Annotated in this window: 21 protein-coding genes; all 21 read left to right on the forward strand. The window is 39.9% G+C overall.

The genetic code is table 11. The features are described from left to right. The first annotated feature begins 185 nt into the window (after positions 1 to 185). The 21 genes from gspE (at position 186) to spoIIIAC (ending at position 19,134) form a co-directional block, all read left to right on the forward strand. On the forward strand, positions 186 to 1,862 hold the full coding sequence (gene gspE / locus BUB56_RS00575; protein WP_110939433.1) for a type II secretion system ATPase GspE: 1,677 nt from the start codon (positions 186 to 188) through the stop codon (positions 1,860 to 1,862). A gap of 12 nt (positions 1,863 to 1,874) precedes the next feature. Beyond that, on the forward strand, positions 1,875 to 2,930 hold the full coding sequence (locus BUB56_RS00580; RefSeq protein WP_110939434.1) for a type IV pilus twitching motility protein PilT: 1,056 nt from the start codon (positions 1,875 to 1,877) through the stop codon (positions 2,928 to 2,930). Positions 2,931 to 3,121: 191 nt separating this feature from the next. Further along, entirely contained in the window at positions 3,122 to 4,327 is a 1,206-nt protein-coding gene (locus BUB56_RS00585; RefSeq protein WP_110939435.1) for a type II secretion system F family protein, read from the forward strand. 199 nt (positions 4,328 to 4,526) lie between these two features. Next, on the forward strand, positions 4,527 to 4,937 hold the full coding sequence (locus BUB56_RS20060; RefSeq protein ID WP_110939436.1) for a type II secretion system protein: 411 nt from the start codon (positions 4,527 to 4,529) through the stop codon (positions 4,935 to 4,937). A 404-nt stretch (positions 4,938 to 5,341) separates the two neighbouring features. Beyond that, complete coding sequence (locus BUB56_RS00595; RefSeq protein WP_190014004.1) at positions 5,342 to 6,847, forward strand: DUF7305 domain-containing protein; 1,506 nt, start codon at positions 5,342 to 5,344, stop codon at positions 6,845 to 6,847. A gap of 416 nt (positions 6,848 to 7,263) precedes the next feature. Further along, positions 7,264 to 7,806 (forward strand): PilW family protein, encoded by a 543-nt coding sequence (locus BUB56_RS00605; protein ID WP_110939439.1) that lies wholly within the window; start codon positions 7,264 to 7,266, stop codon positions 7,804 to 7,806. 344 nt (positions 7,807 to 8,150) lie between these two features. After that, positions 8,151 to 8,912, forward strand: a complete 762-nt coding sequence (locus tag BUB56_RS00610; protein WP_110939440.1) for a prepilin peptidase — start codon at positions 8,151 to 8,153, stop codon at positions 8,910 to 8,912. Between the two features lie 18 nt (positions 8,913 to 8,930). After that, the gene (gene pilM / locus BUB56_RS00615; protein ID WP_110939441.1) at positions 8,931 to 10,010 is read left to right on the forward strand and encodes a type IV pilus assembly protein PilM; all 1,080 of its coding nucleotides are present in this window, start codon (positions 8,931 to 8,933) and stop codon (positions 10,008 to 10,010) included. 12 nt (positions 10,011 to 10,022) lie between these two features. Continuing rightward, complete coding sequence (locus BUB56_RS00620; protein WP_110939442.1) at positions 10,023 to 10,571, forward strand: PilN domain-containing protein; 549 nt, start codon at positions 10,023 to 10,025, stop codon at positions 10,569 to 10,571. Position 10,572: 1 nt separating this feature from the next. Then, on the forward strand, positions 10,573 to 11,757 hold the full coding sequence (locus tag BUB56_RS00625) for an S-layer homology domain-containing protein (protein WP_110939443.1): 1,185 nt from the start codon (positions 10,573 to 10,575) through the stop codon (positions 11,755 to 11,757). Between the two features lie 556 nt (positions 11,758 to 12,313). Further along, positions 12,314 to 12,676, forward strand: a complete 363-nt coding sequence (locus tag BUB56_RS00630) for a type IV pilus modification PilV family protein (protein WP_110939444.1) — start codon at positions 12,314 to 12,316, stop codon at positions 12,674 to 12,676. 13 nt (positions 12,677 to 12,689) lie between these two features. Then, positions 12,690 to 13,250, forward strand: coding sequence for a pilus assembly PilX family protein (locus BUB56_RS00635; protein ID WP_110939445.1), 561 nt, complete (start codon positions 12,690 to 12,692; stop codon positions 13,248 to 13,250). 13 nt (positions 13,251 to 13,263) lie between these two features. Further along, the gene (locus BUB56_RS00640; protein WP_110939446.1) at positions 13,264 to 13,701 is read left to right on the forward strand and encodes a type II secretion system protein; all 438 of its coding nucleotides are present in this window, start codon (positions 13,264 to 13,266) and stop codon (positions 13,699 to 13,701) included. Further along, on the forward strand, positions 13,679 to 14,203 hold the full coding sequence (locus tag BUB56_RS00645; RefSeq protein WP_110939447.1) for a hypothetical protein: 525 nt from the start codon (positions 13,679 to 13,681) through the stop codon (positions 14,201 to 14,203). The genes BUB56_RS00640 and BUB56_RS00645 overlap by 23 nt, the downstream gene beginning before the upstream one ends. Positions 14,204 to 14,436: 233 nt before the next feature. Continuing rightward, positions 14,437 to 14,700 carry a late competence development ComFB family protein gene (locus BUB56_RS00650; protein WP_110939448.1) on the forward strand — a complete coding sequence of 88 codons (264 nt, stop codon included), beginning with the start codon at positions 14,437 to 14,439 and terminating at the stop codon, positions 14,698 to 14,700. 170 nt (positions 14,701 to 14,870) lie between these two features. Beyond that, positions 14,871 to 15,932, forward strand: coding sequence for a M24 family metallopeptidase (locus tag BUB56_RS00655; RefSeq protein ID WP_110939449.1), 1,062 nt, complete (start codon positions 14,871 to 14,873; stop codon positions 15,930 to 15,932). 244 nt (positions 15,933 to 16,176) lie between these two features. Continuing rightward, on the forward strand, positions 16,177 to 16,734 hold the full coding sequence (efp, locus tag BUB56_RS00660; RefSeq protein ID WP_110939450.1) for an elongation factor P: 558 nt from the start codon (positions 16,177 to 16,179) through the stop codon (positions 16,732 to 16,734). 43 nt (positions 16,735 to 16,777) lie between these two features. Then, positions 16,778 to 17,221 carry a CD1247 N-terminal domain-containing protein gene (locus BUB56_RS00665; protein WP_110939451.1) on the forward strand — a complete coding sequence of 148 codons (444 nt, stop codon included), beginning with the start codon at positions 16,778 to 16,780 and terminating at the stop codon, positions 17,219 to 17,221. A gap of 115 nt (positions 17,222 to 17,336) precedes the next feature. Then, positions 17,337 to 18,380, forward strand: a complete 1,044-nt coding sequence (spoIIIAA, locus tag BUB56_RS00670) for a stage III sporulation protein AA (protein ID WP_110939452.1) — start codon at positions 17,337 to 17,339, stop codon at positions 18,378 to 18,380. Beyond that, positions 18,373 to 18,891, forward strand: coding sequence for a stage III sporulation protein SpoIIIAB (gene spoIIIAB, locus BUB56_RS00675; RefSeq protein WP_242946182.1), 519 nt, complete (start codon positions 18,373 to 18,375; stop codon positions 18,889 to 18,891). Before spoIIIAA ends, spoIIIAB begins: the two co-directional genes overlap by 8 nt. Positions 18,892 to 18,930: 39 nt before the next feature. Then, positions 18,931 to 19,134: a stage III sporulation protein AC gene (spoIIIAC, locus tag BUB56_RS00680; protein ID WP_069973715.1), complete on the forward strand. Its 204-nt coding sequence runs from the start codon at positions 18,931 to 18,933 to the stop codon at positions 19,132 to 19,134. The last annotated feature ends 5 nt before the right edge of the window (positions 19,135 to 19,139 follow it).

Raw genomic sequence — 19,139 nt, forward strand, 5'->3', positions numbered from 1 at the left:
AGTAATAAAAAAATAATAAACCTTGAACAGTTGAACTACAGATACATTTGGACGCCTTATGCTGTAGGGATGTGGCGGCGTAACCGGCTAACAATCGATGGGTATTGTTAGCTTTTTTTTCAGATTTTATTTTCGTTTTTTTAGGCAATTATCAGTCTTTATGACTACTGAGAGGACGGAATCTAATGAATGTTAAAAATAAAAGATTAGGTGACCTATTGGTTGAAGCCAGCTTAATTACAGAAGAGCAGCTGATAGATGCCTTACAGCTGCAAAAAAAATTAAATAAAAAACTCGGCGAGGTTCTTATAGAAGAAGGCATACTCCAGGAAAAACAAATCATCGAGGTTTTAGAGTTTCAGCTGGGTATCCCCCATGTAGTATTAGACAAGTATTATATAAATCCGGATATACCAAAGCTGATCAGCGAAAAAGTTGCAAGACGACATATATTGATTCCTATCCGGATAGAAAGAGGCAAACTGGTAGTAGCTATGTCAGATCCTTTAAACATATTTGCCATGGATGATATCAAGCTCATTACAGGTTATGATGTGGAGCCAGTGATTGCTACCCGCAAAGATGTTTTAATGGCTATTGATCAGTACTATCAAAAGGCTAGTGCAGAAAAAGCTTTAGAGGAGTTTAAAGAAAGCTATGATGAAATCGCTGAAGAGATTGACGAAGAAAGCCTGGCCCAGATCAATAACGCTCCAGTAGTAAAGCTGGTAAACTCAATCATCTCTCAAGCAGTGAAAATGAGAGCCAGTGATATACATATAGAACCCTATGAGAGAATTCTACGAGTTCGTTTTCGGGTAGACGGCGAGTTACAAGAGAATATGACACCATCCAAATCCAGCCATTCCGCCATTGTCACCCGAATCAAAATCATGGGAAAGATGGATATTGCAGAAAAGCGAATTCCTCAGGATGGCAGAGTAGAGATGAATGTAGACGGCAGAGAGGTTGACATGCGGATTTCTGTTATGCCTACTGTATATGGCGAAAAAGTTGTAATACGTCTGCTTGATAGAAGCGGTGTAATTATCAGTAAAAGTGAATTAGGTTTTACACCAAAAAATCTACAGGTATTTGACCAAATTATCAAAAACCCCTTTGGGATTATCCTCGTTACAGGTCCAACTGGGAGTGGAAAAACCACTACTCTCTATGCCGCCCTTAGAGAATTAAATGATGTACAAAAAAACATCATTACCGTGGAAGACCCTGTGGAATACAGACTGGAAGGAATAAATCAGTCTCAAGTAAACATAAAGGCGGGTTTAACCTTCGCCAGCGGACTCCGTGCTATACTGCGGCAGGATCCAGACATCGTTATGATCGGAGAAATCCGGGATGCAGAGACAGCACAGATCGCAGTACGGGCAGCCATAACAGGTCATCTTGTCCTCAGTACCGTTCATACAAATGATACTGCATCCACGATTGCCAGATTGGTGGACATGGGTATTGAACCTTACCTGATCTCCAGTTCAGTGGTTGGCATCATAGCCCAGCGTCTGGTAAAAAAAATTTGTACTAACTGTAAGACTGCCTATCCTCCTAGTGCTGGAGAAATCCAACTGTTGGAATTGACTGACGGAATGATGCTGTATAAAGGGGAAGGATGCAATGCCTGCAATCAAACCGGTTATCGGGGCAGAACCTCTATACATGAGATTATGCCTATCACCAAGGATATCAAAAGGCTTATTGATGAGCGAAGCAATACAGAGGATTTGAGAAGAGCTGCGGTGGATCAGGGGATGACGACACTTCGTCAAAGCTGCAGAGAACTGGTTATCAGTGGAATCACTACTGTAGATGAGCTGCTCCGAATGACCTACAATCTAGATTAAGGGGGAATGAGAATGGACATTTTAAGCCTATTGGAAAAAGCAGTAGCGGCTAGAGCATCAGATTTACATATTACTGTTAATGTACCACCGATCATCAGAGTAGACGGACACTTGGAAAAAATGGGAGATACAACACTCAGCTCAGAGGATACCGCAGTCTTAGCGAGACAAATGCTGACGGTGGAGCAAATCAAACAACTGGAGCAAAAAGGTGAATTGGATTTATCCTTTTCCAACCCAGGCTTAGGAAGATTCCGTATGAACATCTACAAGCAGCGGGGAAGCTACTGCATGGCCATACGGGTGGTGAATATCCATATTCCATCTTTGGAGGATTTAGGACTGCCCCCCAGTGTTAAAGAGCTGACGAAGAAAACAAGGGGTCTTATTCTGGTAACGGGACCAACGGGAAGCGGAAAATCCACTACCTTAGCTTCTATGATCGACTTGATCAATCATGAGCGAAGCGGTCATGTACTAACCTTAGAAGATCCCATAGAATATCTCCATAAGCACAACAAATGCATTATCAACCAGCGGGAAATAGGTGATGATACCCAATCCTTCAGTAAGGGACTAAGAGCAGCACTCCGTCAGGACCCTGATGTTATTTTGGTTGGCGAGATGCGTGATTTAGAAACCATGAGCATCGCCATCACTGCGGCTGAAACAGGACATTTAGTACTGTCTACCCTCCATACCATTGGTGCAGCAAAGACCATTGACCGGATTATAGACGTATTTCCGCCTTATCAGCAGCAGCAGATCCGTATCCAGCTGGCAGCAGTATTGGAAGGAATTATCTCGCAGCAGCTGCTGCCTAAGCAAGAAGGACATGGAAGGGTCGCTGCCTTTGAAGTTATGCTGGCAAATAACGCCATACGAAACCTGATCCGAGAGGGCAAAACTCATCAGATCCAAACCTCGATTCAAACAGGAATCAAAGCTGGGATGCAGACGATGGATTATTCTCTCATGGAACTGTACAAGCAGGGCATCATCTCCAAAGAAAATGCACTGAACTACTCTTTAGACCTGGATATGATGAAAAAAACCATCGGCTTCTAGTCTAAACTGTCATCCTGCGCACAGTGAAACGAAGTCGAAGGATCTTAATGTAGGGAACGACGCCCTCGTCGTTCCGGAAAATCATAATTTATTATTTGATTCTTAATCATATGGGTGGCTTTTATCTACACCCCTATAATACTGTAGGGAGCAAGCCTGTGTGCTGTTCCACACGAATTCGAGGTGATTATATGCCTATCTACAAATACAAAGCCATCGGCGTCAACGGACAGAGCCACCAGGGGACCTTCACTGCCAACTCACAGCAGGAAGTCATACAAATGCTTCGCAGCAGCAACAGCTATCCTGTCATGATCCAGGAAGAGGTTGACAGTCAGTTACGGGAGGTAAATCTTTTAGGTGGTGTCAAAACCAAAGATATCGCAGTATTTTGCAGACAAACCTATACCATGCTCAATGCCGGAGTGCCGATTATAAACTGTTTGGATATTCTGCGTAGTCAGACAGAAAACAAAAAGTTAAGAAATGTTTTAGAAGAAGTATACGAAGAAGTGCAAAAAGGCTTAACCTTTTCAGAATCCCTGAAAAAACATATGGATATATTTCCAGAGCTGCTGATCCATATGGTAGAGGCAGGAGAAGCCAGCGGTTCCATCGATACGATCCTGGAGCGCATGGCTGTTCACTATGAAAAAGAAACCAAGATCAACAACAAGATCAAGGGTGCTATGGTTTATCCGATCATCCTCAGTGTTGTAGCTACAGTCGTAGTAGTTTTCCTTCTGACCTTCGTCATGCCCACTTTCATAGGTATGTTTCAGGGAAGCGGTGTACCGCTGCCGCTGCCCACTAGAATACTCATGAAGTTCAGCGAACTTCTAAAGAATTTTTGGTATCTATTCCTGCTGGGTATTATTGCTATCGTCTATGGTGTTAAGCGTTATACCCTAACCACTAACGGAAGACTTAAATTTGATAAACTGAAACTAAATTTCCCTATAATAGGGGGTCTAACACAGAAGATCATTACAGCACGGTTTACCCGCACCTTGTCTACCCTTCTGTCCAGCGGGATTCCGCTGCTTCAGGCTATGGAGAACGTGGCCAATGTAGTAGGGAACAAGGTAGCAGCTGATGGCATAATGAATGTGAGAGAAGAGGTTCGCCGCGGTGTTCCCCTAGCACCTCCTATCAGAAGACTAGGTATATTCCCCCCCATGGTGGATAACATGATTCATATCGGAGAAGAATCTGGTACATTAGATGATATCCTGGACAAGACGGCAAACTTCTATGATGATGAGGTAGAGACAGCCTTGCAGAAAATGGTTACATTGTTTGAACCAATCATGATTTTGGTAATGGGTTTGATCATCGGTTTTATCGTCATTGCCATGGTGCTGCCGATGTTTGATATGCTGAAGACGGTTCAATAGGGTAAGCAATTATATTGATTTAGATCTTTATGCTTTTACTTGTACCTTGAACCTCGAATCTTGCACCAAAAAAGTTGTCTGTTAAGCTATATAAGCTTTAATATAAGCATTTATCATCAATCTCAAACGGGGGTGATCGCAGGGGGATATTCATAAATGCATTCATACATAAGAGAGAAAATAAAAGGAGGAGAAAGTTATGATCAAAGTATTTACAAAAAGAATGCACAACAGAAAGGGCTTCACGCTCATTGAACTGATTGTGGTTATTGCGATTTTAGGTATTTTGGCGGCAATTGCTATACCAAGATTTTCAAACGTTCAACAAAATTCAAAGTTAAAGGCCGACCATGCCACTTCTGACCAAATTATTAAAGTAGCAAGAATGATTGATGCAGAAAAAAATCTATCTCCAGGAGGTGCGGCTAGCTTGAGTGGTACAGAAGCATTTCCAACAGCTGGTGGTGATTGGACTGTTAATGGTATAACTTATATGACTGTTCCTTCTAGCCCGCAATCTGCTCCTTCTGCTGCATGGGGTTTATCATATTCACCTACCACTGGAAAATATACTGTTACTGGCCCTACTACAAATTATGTGGAAAAATAGGACGGCGATGAGGGGACGGGGGTATTGACACTTCCTATTGTAGTTAGACTCAGTCTAAGTAAACTGTGCAAAACAAGCTATAAAAAAGTCAATCTGAAAGAGGTTGACTTTTTTATTTTACAGGCATAAATGAAAACCAAATAACTTGACAAGTTAATTTCAGCAAAATTTGCGAGTTAACATTACGATGAGTTTAAATAACAAATAATCATAATATGCTGTTTTGAAGGAATCAGGAATAAAAATAGGCGTCTTTATTATGCCAAGGCTTATGCTTGTATTTGACTATTTTAGGATCTGACTTTATAATAAAATTACAGAAAATTTGTTTTAATAATACAACAATTCTACTTTTTTTGTTTGATACTTTTATTTTCACCTGTGCTTGAAGGGAGATTGTGATGTTGAGAAAACACATTTATAATAATCAGGGTGCAATTATTCCATTGTCTTTAATGGTTTTTACGGTTCTTATAATACTCACCGCTGCAACAATGTCTATCAGCATTGCAGATAATCGGTATAGCATTTATCAAAACAATAAAATGCAAGCTCATTACATAGCAAGATCAGGAGCTGAAACCATGGCTGCCTATCTGATAGAAAAATCCTATCGTGAAAGTTTTACAAACATGAATAATTTACTTGATGATATCTCCAATAAAACAAGTAATGCTACAAGTTTTCTTGATGGTAATTTCACTATAAAAACTGTAAGAAAAACTGTTGGCAGTAAAGAAAAGCTCGATATTATTTCAACAGGAAATTATAGAGGGGTATCGGACAGCGTTACAGTTACGTTGGTAGTATCAACTGAATCTGGCGGTGGAGCTTATAACCCATCTTCAGAAGAAAACGCTTTGGTAGCCTTATCAGAAGATTCTAACATTGCGTTAGAGTTATCCAGCGGAGCTTTCATACAAGGAGATGTAGCAATTAACTCAACAAAAGAAAACTCTATCAAATTTTCTGGAGGAAGCAATTATAATATCAGAAATGGTTCTCTTTATTTAAAACCTGGTACTGATCCAAAGATTGTCATATCCACTGACAGGGGTTCAACTAACGGAGAAGCTCCGCCTGAGTATAAAGTTCCGGGTGTCCCCAATGGACAATGGTATAACAATTGGGCTTTCTGGAAAAATATCGAAAATGGGGTCAAGTTTTCTTCTATGCCATCTTATCCGTCATCAAAATATCCAGAACCAGTTTTTCCAAGTTTTCCAAATATAGACGAATTGCCTCAGCCGGCAAATCCTAATTTTACAACCCCTTGGGTTGAAAGCTTATATTATCCAATAACAGAAGATGGTTACTATAATTCAATACAGCCTAGCAGCTCTCGGACAATAACCATTGATCTAGCGGGAGGCAATCGTATTATACGAGTTAATAATCTAAATTTAACTGGAGGAAATATTGAATTAAAGAATGTAGGTGAGAATGGCAAACTGTTTCTTTATGTTGACAACTCATTTGCTTTAGGTTCAAGCAGGTCATTAAACGAAAATGGCATACCTGATAATGTATATATATATTATGCAGGAAGTCAAACAGTTCAAATTGACGGATCGTCTAAATTTTCTGGAAACTTATTTGTTAAAAACGCTGATATCAATTTTACTGCAGGGGCAAATATGAAAGGGAATATTGTAACTCTTGGGACATATGTAAATATTGCAGGTGGTTCATCTGCTCATGGTATGATACTTTATGCACCGAGGGCTCTTGTCAATATGTCTGGAAGTGCACAAATAAAGGGCTCAGTCATAGCAGAAACTTTCAAACGTTCAGGTGGTTCGAATGCTGGAATTATTTTTGCACCAACTTCTTTTTCTATTCCAGGCGAATTCTTTGGTACATCTGCGAGTAATATTGTCATTCGTTATGACCAAAATCCATGGAGATAAACCATACTCTGAGGAATTCTTTTTGAAAGGCTGTGAATTAAATATGGGATATTATCATAATAAGAAAGGATATTTATTGATTGAGATCATAATAGGTATAACCTTATTCGGACTTATCTCAGTAAGCTTAATTCCGATATTAACCAATCAGTTTATTCATATAAATCGTTCAGGACGCAGAACAGAAGCCTTATATGATAATCAGAAGACTATCGAAAGCAATTCTGCTTTGAATCTTTCAAGCTAGAATATAACCATTACATTTGATCGTAGGAGTCTTGACATTAATGTTGATGTATTCAAAGTTGAAGATGAGTACGACAAAAATGGTAGCAAAGCCACAATTGGTTATTTCAAAGCGAACTTATCAGGTTTATAAGCATCAAGCTATAGAATAAGATAAGGTGGTTACATTTATGAACAGGTTTACTCAATGGAGTGCAAAAGGGGTAACACTAATTGAGCTTCTGATTGCTATTGCCTTGGTAAGTATTGTTTTTACTGTGTTATTTTCTCTATTCTTCTATGGAAACAACACATTCATTATAAGCAGCAGCCAATATGATCTCCAAAGCGAGGTACGCTTAGCCATGGATATAATTATTAAAGAGGTTCGTTTTGCTTCCTATCTAGAACTAATAAATGTATCCGAAGCCTGTGATACTAATCTTCATGAAAGTGGATTCAGTTACTTTTATTTATCTGATGGTAAACTTTTTCATGTTAAATATGATAAAACGTCAAATCTTTACCATACTTTCACTTACGGTAGTCATATAAATACTGCTTCAAGTATTTTTAGTAAAATTAACCCTACAACCTTGAAACTTAAAATATTAAGTGAACATATGAATAAAGCATATAATGGACAAACCGAAATCAGCTTATTAAACTTGAAGGCGGATGGAAATAGTATAATAGGTTCTGATAACTTAGGGCTAAAGTATATACAAAACTAATTTGATAGTTAATAAGCTTATAATACTTTGTCTATTATATATGTCAGGAATTTACATTTTTGCAAATGTTAGCGATTGTGATTATTATTTTCTGAGCTAAGCATCTACTATTGATCAAGCGGTTGGTCTGACCATAGCAGCAAAGAGCATTTGATTTGTGAAATTATTGACTACTTAGAAATATTAATACATAAGTGAGTCAGAAGAATCAGTTCTTTTTGACTCATTTTCGTTATTTCGAATTCTAGCTAATTTTATTGTTTTCCCTAAAACTGTGTATTTTTCAGTATGATGGTATAATTTTCTAGAAATATTCAACTACTTTTTATGGGGGGAAGAGGATTGTGGCGATCATTATATTTATTTTTGGACTACTCATCGGATCTTTTTTAAATGTATGTATTTACCGCATTCCTATAGAGAAATCCATCATTTTTCCCTCTTCCCATTGTCCAAGCTGTCAGAGGTCATTAAAGGTACTAGACCTCATACCTGTTATCAGTTATGGGCTGCATAGGGGAAAATGTCGATATTGCAGAAGCAGGATTTCTATACGGTATCCTTTTTTCGAGTTATTGACAGCTATTATTTTTTTATTGTTATATAGTGTTTTTGGATTAACGTTCGAGTTTTTCTTTTTTGGCTTTCTAGCCAGTTTATTGATTATCATCACGGGGATTGATTATGATCATCAGATTATACCCGATGGGATTGTGCTGCTGGGCACAATCGCTGGCTTTGCATACATAGCTTACAATCATTTTGTACTTAAAGCACCGCTCAGCTTGCTCAGTCATTTAGGCGGGCTGCTCATAGGTGGGGGAGTCTTCTTATTGATCGCCGTGGTTTCCAACGGCGGCATGGGTGGGGGAGATATCAAGCTCATGGGGATGCTGGGGCTTTGGCTGGGCATCCGGGGAATATTGATGACCATGTTTTTTTCTTTTATCCTTGGTGCAGTTTTATCTGTATTTTTGTTGGCAGCAAAGCTGAAAAGCCGCAAGGAAGCGATCCCCTTCGGTCCTTTTATCGCCATCGCTGCATTGATTACTATATGCTTTCAAGATGACTTATGGATTTTGTACCTGCAAAGGTTTATGCAATAAATATGAGGGGGTAGCAGCTTGAAAAGGAATTCTATGTCCATAAACGAAAAAGAACTATTGTCTTTAGACATTGGCACCCATAGCATGAAGATCCTTGTGGGAAAGAGAGACAAAGATATGATTTTGCTGGATAAAGCCTTCACTGTACCGATACCTGCTGATGTTTATCAGGACGGACAGATTCAGGATATGCAAAAGCTAAAGGATATCATTGAAGTCGCCCTGCAAACAAATAAAATCCGTACAAAGTCCGTGGTGTGTACATTGGAGAGCAGCAGCATCATCACACGCGAAATTGTTTTGCCGTTGGTAAAAGCCCAAGAGCTTAAAGAAATGATCGGTTATGAAATCCAGCAGTATCTTCCTATAGAACTGGATCAATACATAATTCAGTATAAGCTGTTGGAGGAGTTGAAAGAAGGGGATACCAAACATGCCAACATCCTGGTGGCTGCATTGCCCCGGCTGATCGTAGAGAAGTATCTTGCTCTTATAGAAAGCTTAAATATGAAGCCTGTTGCATTGGACATACACTCCAATGCAGTCACAAAGCTGCTAGACCCTGCCCACCAGATCAATAAGGGAGAGACCATTGCAAACAAGACCATAGCAGTCATCGACATCGGTCATCAACAGATGAACGTAACCCTTATAGACAACGGGAATTTTAAATTCAACCGGCTGTTGAATATGGGCGGAAAGGATATAGAGCAAAACCTGATAAACTTTTTAGATATTTCATTAGAGCAGGCAAGGATCAAAAAGCTTGAGGCCAAGGACATCTCAGCAGGAGTGGGCGACTATTCAGATGAATCCAGGATGCTCAACATCATCAAATCCAGCATTGACACATGGATTGATGAAATTGAGCGGGTATTTAAATATCATATGACAAGGCATACAGGGAATAAGATAGACACCATCTACTTGTATGGCGGAAGCACTAATCAAGCGGGTATAGAGCAGTACATGGAAGAAGCATTCAACATTCCTACCCGTACAATAAAGAGCATCAGCAATATCAATACTTCAAATATCAAGGGAAATATAGATATCACCCGCTATATCAATGCCCTTGGCGCAATGATCAGAAGGTAAAGGGGGAGAAGCATGAGAGACTTAAACTTTTTTGAACCCTATGTACTACAGCATCAGGGCAGGGAAAAAAAGCAAAGGCTTTTTATGGTTACTGCAGTGATATCGCTTGTTGCTGTGATTGCTTTCCCAGTATTTAATCTGGTTTATGGTTATCAGATGAAAAGGGACATTCAGGATATGAAGAATACGCTGGCTTCCGCAGAGGCTAAGGAAAGATTGCAAAGGATAGAAGCAAAGCAGGCTAAGCTGGATGAGATTAAGAAAATACTGCCCATTGTGGAAAACAGTGATAAAGAAATACAAAAAATAGATATTTTGGATGAGCAGATCGTGCAAACGATAGTCGATGCCATACCAAAGGATCTGCAATTTTCAAGCTTTATGCTTTCGGACACCCAGGCAACAGTTTCTGGAAAGGCAAGGGATAAATCGGCTATTGCAGAGTTGGAATATAACCTGCGCATCAGTAAATATTTTACAGATATATTCGTATCAAATATAGCTTTCAAAGAAGGTATATATGACTTTGCTCTGCAATTCACAGTAAAGGATGTGAATTAGTATGAAGCTGACAAGACGAGAAAGAACTTTAGTTACCTTGTTAGGTGTTGTGGTTTTTTTGTGGGGTTATTATCAGTTTCTTATTACACCCCAATTGCTTTGGGTAGAGGGCTTAAAGCAGGAAAACCAAAAAATGAAAGCAGAGATGACTCGGTTGGAAAATGCGGCTGCTGTGGAAAAACAGCTGGATGATAGTATTTTCGAAACCAATGAACAGATTCGAAAAATTACAGGAAAGTATTTTACAGATACAGAGCAGGAGGAGTTTATTCTTCTCTTTAACGAATTTTTTCAGGATCCCAGCTTTAAAGTCCTGAATATCGCTTTTACACCTCCTGCTATGGAAAAGCTAGGGGAGATTGAGATCGAAGCTTCTTCTATAAATTTATCCTATGAAGGCAGCTATCCTGCACTGATGAATCATCTGCAGACATTTTGGAAGTTTCAGAAGAAGATCATCGTCAAAAACATTAATATGACCAGTAAAGAAGACGGAAGCCTAACCGGGAATATACAGTTGTCCTTTTATAGACTTCAGAACAGTCCTGATTTAAAGGATGATTTGTTCCGCTGGTACATAGATGAGGATTTCTTCAAAGAAAATCCATTTTCGGCCATGGCACCTCAGGGCGGGCTAAAAATTAACTACCTTTTTATAGGGGGAGACCCTACGAAGCTTGTCAATGCAACCTATAAGCCTTTTGCAGATATCGCAGGCCATTGGGCACAGACAGAGATCAATGATTTTGGCAGCAAGTTTTATGTAAGAGGAGATTTGGAGAATAACTTCAAGCCCGATGAACCTATGTCCAGAGGAGAATTTGTCATCATGCTGGATAAGATCTATCAATGGCCAATGCCTGAAAGTCAAATAGATCTCACCAAGTTTGAGGATTATGGCACATTGGGCAGCTACGAGAACTCTATGGCTAAAGCGATCTTTAAGGGATATTTAGGCGGTTATGTGGCAGGCTATCAGGACAATACATTACGGCCTCGGGCGCCGATCACCTATGAAGAAGTAGAATTTATCATGGGTTCTGTACTGTCAAAACCGGATTTTAGCTGGAATGAGATGGGCCAAAAGTTACTGGTAGAGAAAAATATAGTTTCCAACGGATTGGAAAACAAGAACGCCTATTTGACAAGGGCAGAAGCCGTGTATTTGTTATATCATACTAAATAAAGAGAAGGATTGTATGCTTAAACTCAACTGCACATAATACATCTAGAAAAACTATGATAAAATCATCTCAAACAAATATTTGAGGTGATCTTTTTTATGGTAAGGACTCTAAATCAAATTATTCACTTTCCCATGTCCTCTCTGTTTTTCTCTGTAAGCATATAAGATATTTGATATCAACTATCCTTTACTAGCATGTCCAATTGTTTAGGGACTTTACGTTCACTTTTGCTCGGCCAATTGTCATTAATTTTTTGATCTTCTTTATGTGATACAGATGAGCAAACTACCATGATACATTTTGCTTACAGAATATTTTGGGATAATCATATAGATTTGCTTATGAGGGATTTTTACAATTTATTTCAAAATATTTAATTTTTTTTGCATAGAGAAAAGGATTTTTTTGGTAAATATAGAATACATTAGCATGTGATAATCGTAAAAAGATAGATGTGGACAGCATATGTGTATGTAGGTATATTGGGTTACGGGTAGACACAATGGTTAGCCCCTGCTAAATCGTTTTTTCTCTGAAAGTTAAGGTGGGGTGTTCGTGAATAAAAGAGGATTAATGCTCATAGAGGTCATTATTGGGTTTGCACTTATCGGTATTTTGTTGATACCCATCACCACATTGTTTGTCACAACCTACCGTATAAACCAGCAGTCCAGGACGATTATGACCTATACCCATCTCGTACAGCAGCATATGGAATATGCCAAGTTGGAAAGAAATATTGACATGACGCCTATAGAGGTCATCCTGCCGGATAAAAATATCAAGATCTTGCGCACTCTTGAACCCCATCCCGATGCTGCCTTATCTGGCCGGCTGCAAAAAGTTGAGATCGTTTTGAAGGGTTTAGAAGATAATCGGGAGCTTATGCGATTGGTAGGACTTAGAAGATGCGATTGAGGAGGAGCCGCCTGTGAAGCCTATATCCAAATCTTCCAATCAGGGTTCAGTTTTGATATCTGTATTGGTCATCTTTGCTGTCCTAAGTACTCTAGGTATGGCACTGCTGGGGCTAAGCACCTTAAATTATAAGATGAAGCTGGTTACCCAGCGCCAAAAAAACGCCTTTTATTTAGCTGAATCAGCCTTAGAAGAAGCCTATGCGTTAATTTCAAAAGAAGTTGAAACTACGATATATACCATACCTGCCGATGGATTAAACCCCCAGCAGTGGAAGCAGCAGTACCTTACCCGGCTCAATGAAAGTTTGGTATCACAGCTGCAAAACCATACATATGCAAATTTAGATGATCTGCGGTTACCATTACCACCGGTAGTCACCATCCTATCCTTTGTTCCTTTCAGCAGCCATAACGAAACCTGCCAAATCTTGCTTGAATCCAACGCTAAATTTAACAATGTCTTTTATAAGCAAAAGGCACGGATTGAGATTGACATCCCCAACAATCCCCCCCAAGCTCACGCTATAAACCCTAACAGTCTGACCCGCATGAGTTATCTCCCGCAAGAATAGGCAGGTGTTGGCAATGAAATCAAGCCCCAAGGGATATACCTTAATCGAAGTGGTATTGGTCATCAGTCTTATAGGGATTCTCGCCGCCATGGCGGTACCACACATTGATAGAACACCTTTTGATATGAAGGTTTACAGCCGCCAGCTCTGTGCTGACCTACGATATATTCGATTGATGAAAATGACAGAAGGGGAAAATTATCAAATAACATTATATGAGCAGTTTTATAAGGTTCTGAATGGTACTAAAGAATTAAAAACCGTAAAGGCACCCAAAAACGTAGTGATCCTTTATACTCGACAACATATCAGCTTTACCAGCTATGGTGCCCCATCCAATTCTGACACGATATCCATCCGGGATAAAAAATCAGGGAAATACTATGAGGTCACCATTGTGCCTTCCAGTGGGAGAGTGTTACTCAAAGATGAAATTCAGCGTTCTAAATGAAAAAGGTTATTCTGCCTTAGAGCTATTGATCACTTTGGTTCTAGCTTGTTTTCTTTTACTGCCTCTTTGTACCTATTTCATTTATCATTATCAGTGCTTCATAAAGGCGGAGGACCAGCTGGAGGTACAATATCATATGCAGATTGCTATGGAGACCTTGGTGGATAAGCTAGTTTTTGCGAAGGGGATTCAGAGTGTACAGTTTTATGATGCCAGCCGTACCCATGTGAGAAAGATCGTTTTTGACAATAGTGCCCAGGGAGATCACGTAAAGAAAAAGCTGGTCATTGAACATAGACAGGCTGTTAAGAGCCTATGGTATGGCTATGGCAATGATGCCAACGTGATCTTTGCCAATGACATCACCTATTTTTTTGTAGAGCCCATCGAAGGGACCTACCAAAATTGCAGAGGGATAAAAATTATTCTGAGAGGGAGCAGGGGCAGTGAAGTCTTTGAAGGGGAAAATGTAGTGTTTTTCCGAAATTATGATAGGGAATAAGGGAAATGAGGTAGTCATCCTAAGGCCTGAGATAAGAGGACGTGCCTTCACTTCGTAAAGGAACTTCCCCTTACCTCATAAGATCCTTCGACTTCGTTTTACTGCACTCAGGATGATAAATCGAGTACAACGGATAGCAAAAAAGGCCTAAATCTACAAAATCCTGATGAAAAGAAAGGATTTTTCTTTTTTTTATGGAATTCTTCAAAAAAGCCAATGAAGGAGGTACATTTATGTTGAAAAATTATATGGAAGACGTAGTAGATCATATTTTACCTGCAATGCTAAGAGCTTTTCCCGATATCTGCACCTGTGAACAGTGTATCCTTGATATTAAAGCTATAACGCTTAACCATCTTAAGCCTCATTATGTAGTAACGCAAAAAGGTGAGGTTTACAGCCGAATCAATGAAATGCATCTCCAGTTTCAAACCGATGTAATGAAAGCCATCATTGATGCCATTGATATTGTTTCAAATAATAAGCGGCATGGTTAAATCTCCGTATGTTTTGTAAATTTCTCTGATAGTTGGTTATAATATGTAGTAATCCTTGAAAAACTGTGTTCAAACAAATAAAATTGTGTTATCATATTATAGGATTCAGCAGAGGAATTCTTTAGCATCGTTGGAAAAGATATGAATACTTTCTGAATAGGGGGTTCACAATGGAAAGAAGGATTGTTAGGCTTCGAGAACTGCTGCAGGATATGAAACTAGACAGTGCATTAATCTATAAGCCCGAAAACAGAAGATATATGAGCGGCTTTACCGGCTCTTCCGGGTATGTCTTCATAACCATGGACAAGGCCTATTTCATCACAGATTTTCGCTATGCAGAACAGGCTGCAGCCCAGTGCGAAGGCTATGAGATTCTTCAACATTCCAATGAAAAAACGCTATATCAGATCTTAGAAAATATTCCCGTTCATTGCATGGGCTTTGAAGGAGACTTTGTCACATATCAGGAGCATAAAGAATTAACGGAGAAGCTGCCTGAGGTGCACTTAGAATCCCTAGAGGATGCTTTAAGCAAGCTTCGAATCATCAAGGATGACCAGGAAATCGCATGTATAGAGAAGGCAGCAGAGATTGCCGATAAGGCTTTCACACATATTTGCCGATACATAAAGCCCGGAGTAAGTGAATGGGAAATCGCACTAGAACTGGAAAGCTTCATGAAGAAACAGGGCGCCAGTGCAACTTCCTTTGATAGTATTGTGGCTTCCGGGAAGCGGTCTTCCCTTCCCCATGGAGTTGCTTCTGATAAACTGATCGAGGCAGGGGATTTTGTAACCCTAGATTTTGGCTGTATTTATCAGGGCTATTGCTCTGATATGACCCGCACCGTAGTGGTAGGGAAAGCCACAGAAAAGCAGCGTGAGATTTATGAAATTGTTCTGGATGCCCAGATAAGAGCATTGGAATCTATCAGACCCGGTGTAACGGGTATTGAAGTGGATAAGGTTGCCCGGGATATCATCTCATCAAAGGGCTATGGAGCCTATTTTGGCCATGGTTTAGGTCACGGGGTAGGCTTGGAAATCCATGAGTCGCCTCGATTGTCTCCCTTAGGCAAGGATGTGCTGCAACCCGGGATGATTGTAACCGATGAACCGGGAATTTATCTTCCTGATTTTGGCGGTGTGCGGATAGAGGATTTGGTGTTGGTTACGGAGACGGGACACCGTAGATTGTCCAAGTCAACAAAGGAATTGATAGAGTTATAATGTTAGATTGTTCCTTATCACTCAGGATGACAATAAAAAAAGACTATTGATTCTAATATAAAAATGTGACTGAGAATCCTAATAAATATTCGGAAGGACGAGGGCGTCGATCCCTACATTTCTATTGAGATGTATGTAGTGAATGGTCTCTGTGCCGTTCCGCGGGATGCTAAATTTCTTAGGCACACAACTATAGAATCGGTAGATATATAAATTCAATTTATTAATATATGGAGGGATATACATGATTTCAGCTTCAGATTTTAGGAAAGGTGTTACATTTGAAATAAATGGTGAACCTTTTGTTGTAGTTGATTTCCAACACGTTAAACCTGGTAAGGGAGCAGCTTTCGTAAGAACGAAGTATAAAAGCGTAACTACTGGATCTATTCGTGAGGAAGCTTTTAACCCAAATGACAAGTTTCCAAAGGCCCATATCGAAACAAAGAGCATGCAGTATTTGTACAATGATGGTGATTTATACTACTTCATGGATAATGAGACCTTCGAACAAATCCCATTGACACAAGAGCAAGTTGAAGATGCCATTATCTATCTTAGAGAAAATGATACTGCTACAGTGAAGTTCTTTAAAGGTAAGGCATTTCAAGTAGATCCGCCAAACTTTGTTGAGCTTCTGGTAACCTATACAGAGCCAGGGGTTAAAGGAGATACTGCGACGAATGTAACGAAGCCCGCAACGGTTGAAACCGGTGCTACGATTCATGTTCCGATCTTCATTAATGAAGGCGACAGAATTAAAATAGATACGAGAACTGGTGAGTATTTATCAAGAGCTTAGGCAATACTAGTAGAGTATATTTAATACAAAGGAGGGTTTCGTAATGAATTATCTGTATGAGAGAGTAGCCTATTTAAGGGGCCTGGCAGAAGGTATGGAAGTAAGTGATGAATCAAAAGAAGGTAAGCTTCTATTAAACATCATCGATATCCTTGAGGACTTTGCAGATGCAATCGATGAGCTCAAGGAAGAGGTTACAGATCTAGATGAGTATGTTGAAACCTTAGACGAAGATTTGGCTGATGTTGAGGATGAAGTTTTTGGTGAGTTAGAGGAAGACGAAGATGAGGAAGAAGATGAAGATATTGACTTTGTTGAGGTAAAGTGTCCAAATTGTCAGGAAGTCATTTATCTTGACGAAGATTTAGTATATGACGAAGAAGACAATGAAGTGATTTGCCCTAACTGCCATGAAAAGATTTATATAGAAGACTGCTGCGACAGTGATCATGATCACGGCTGCTGCGGACACCATCACCACGAATAGTTAGTTTATAAAAAAACCTGATACCCACGTATCAGGTTTTTTGTTTTTTGTCCTGAAATTTTAAGCATAATATTGGGCTTTTCTAAATATTAATGATATAAAGGAGGGACAGGTTATGAATCATGCGAAAGATAAGAATTTTGTAAGCAGAAGAGAGCATAAACAACTCCGCAAAGAAGTGCTGGATATCCTGCCCATCCACTTGCGGGGAATTTTTGAGCAATTTCCACCGGAATATGCGGATGCGGTGGAAGAGATACGTTTGCGTGGAGAACGGCCTTTATGTGTATCCATGCGGAACCGCGATTATTATATCGATGGACGGGGCATGCCTTTATCCCATCCCGCCGGTGCTTATCAGGTGAAAAAAGAAGATATCGAAAAGGCCTTTCACCTTCTAACGGATTACTCTGTGTATGCATTAGAAGAGGAAATACGAAACGGTTTTATTACCATCAAGGGTGGTCATCGGGTAGGTCTTAGTGGCAGAGTAGTACTCAATGGCTCAAGCATCAGGACCATGAAAGAAATATCCGGTTTAAATATACGTATCTCTAAGCAAAAACTGGGAGTTTCGGATCCTATCATGAAATACCTTGTACAAGGAACCCGTCAAGTCTACCATACCTTGATTGTTTCTCCGCCTCAGTGCGGGAAAACCACGCTTTTGAGGGATATCATCCGCAATGTTAGCAACGGTATGGAATCCCTGAATTTTCAAGGATTGAAGGTAGGGGTAGTAGATGAACGTTCTGAAATCTGCGGTTCATATCAGGGCATACCGCAAAATGACGTCGGTATTCGTACTGATGTATTGGACGCCTGTCCAAAGGCAGATGGCATCATGATGCTGATTCGTTCCATGTCACCCCAGGTCATCGCCACCGATGAAGTAGGGAAGCACGAGGATGTCAATGCAGTAGAAGAAGCCCTTCATGCGGGGATCAAGTTGTTGACCACTGTCCACGGAAGCAGCTTAGAGGAAATCAGAAAGCGTCCATATCTGAGAGGAATTTTGGAAATGGGTGTTTTCGAAAGGATCATATTGCTTTCCAATCTGCCAAGGGTAGGTACCATACAGGCAATATTGGATGGTTCCCGACAGGAACCGATATACAAGTACGCTGCGGTAAGGGAGGGTGAATTTATTGGTGATTAAAGTTGTTTTTTCATTAGTTATTCTCATCGCTACCTCCTCCATCGGATATATTTATGCATCCCGCTACAATCACAGAGTACAGCAGCTGCGCCATATTCTTCATGGAATACAGCTGTTGGAAACAGAAGTGCTATATTCCTCCAACCCACTGCCCGAAGCCATGAAAAGGGCGGGAGAGAGAAGTCATCCCTCTGTATCGGGGATTTTTCTCGATACCGCTCAATGTCTTTACAGCAGAAAGGGTCTCAGCCTGTCAGAGGCATGGAACAATGCAGTAGAGAAGCATGCTGCCCATGGCCCGCTTCAAGATATTGATCAGGAGGTTTTGATGGATTTTGGGAAACAGCTTGGCACATCGGATAAGGATAATCAGAAGAAAAACTTTCATATGGTTACCTTAGAACTGCAAAAGCAGCAGCTATTCGCAGAGGAAGAGCGCAGCAAGAATGAAAAGATGTGCAGAAGTCTTGGTATTCTAGCTGGATTGGCCATTGTGATTGTTTTTATTTAAATAAATATAAGCATCAAGATCTTTTAAGGGGGATTGTCAATGAATGTCAATGTGGATCTAATCTTTAAAATTGCTGCTGTGGGGATATTGGTAGCTGTGCTTAATTTAGTACTCACCCGCTCCGGCAGAGAGGAACAGGCTATGATGACGACATTAGCCGGCCTGGTTGTTGTACTATTAATGGTAATCAACCTAATCAGTAATTTGTTTAATACTGTTAAGACAATGTTTCAGCTTTATTAATACAT

It is taken from the genome of Geosporobacter subterraneus DSM 17957 (genome assembly GCF_900142145.1).
GTDB lineage: Bacteria > Bacillota > Clostridia > Peptostreptococcales > Thermotaleaceae > Geosporobacter > Geosporobacter subterraneus.

Bases quoted from the DNA above. Each gene is read 5' to 3' on its own strand.
- BUB56_RS00665 (WP_110939451.1), top strand. From the start codon at position 16,778: ATGAATTATCTGTATGAGAGAGTAGCCTATTTAAGGGGCCTGGCAGAA.
- BUB56_RS00605 (WP_110939439.1), top strand. From the start codon at position 7,264: ATGAACAGGTTTACTCAATGGAGTGCAAAAGGGGTAACACTAATTGAG.
- BUB56_RS00620 (WP_110939442.1), top strand. From the start codon at position 10,023: ATGAGAGACTTAAACTTTTTTGAACCCTATGTACTACAGCATCAGGGC.
- BUB56_RS00625 (WP_110939443.1), top strand. From the start codon at position 10,573: ATGAAGCTGACAAGACGAGAAAGAACTTTAGTTACCTTGTTAGGTGTT.
- efp (WP_110939450.1), top strand. From the start codon at position 16,177: ATGATTTCAGCTTCAGATTTTAGGAAAGGTGTTACATTTGAAATAAAT.
- BUB56_RS00640 (WP_110939446.1), top strand. From the start codon at position 13,264: ATGAAATCAAGCCCCAAGGGATATACCTTAATCGAAGTGGTATTGGTC.
- BUB56_RS00645 (WP_110939447.1), top strand. From the start codon at position 13,679: ATGAAATTCAGCGTTCTAAATGAAAAAGGTTATTCTGCCTTAGAGCTA.
- spoIIIAA (WP_110939452.1), top strand. From the start codon at position 17,337: ATGAATCATGCGAAAGATAAGAATTTTGTAAGCAGAAGAGAGCATAAA.
- BUB56_RS00585 (WP_110939435.1), top strand. From the start codon at position 3,122: ATGCCTATCTACAAATACAAAGCCATCGGCGTCAACGGACAGAGCCAC.
- BUB56_RS00655 (WP_110939449.1), top strand. From the start codon at position 14,871: ATGGAAAGAAGGATTGTTAGGCTTCGAGAACTGCTGCAGGATATGAAA.
- gspE (WP_110939433.1), top strand. From the start codon at position 186: ATGAATGTTAAAAATAAAAGATTAGGTGACCTATTGGTTGAAGCCAGC.
- BUB56_RS00580 (WP_110939434.1), top strand. From the start codon at position 1,875: ATGGACATTTTAAGCCTATTGGAAAAAGCAGTAGCGGCTAGAGCATCA.
- BUB56_RS20060 (WP_110939436.1), top strand. From the start codon at position 4,527: ATGATCAAAGTATTTACAAAAAGAATGCACAACAGAAAGGGCTTCACG.
- spoIIIAC (WP_069973715.1), top strand. From the start codon at position 18,931: ATGAATGTCAATGTGGATCTAATCTTTAAAATTGCTGCTGTGGGGATA.
- BUB56_RS00650 (WP_110939448.1), top strand. From the start codon at position 14,437: ATGTTGAAAAATTATATGGAAGACGTAGTAGATCATATTTTACCTGCA.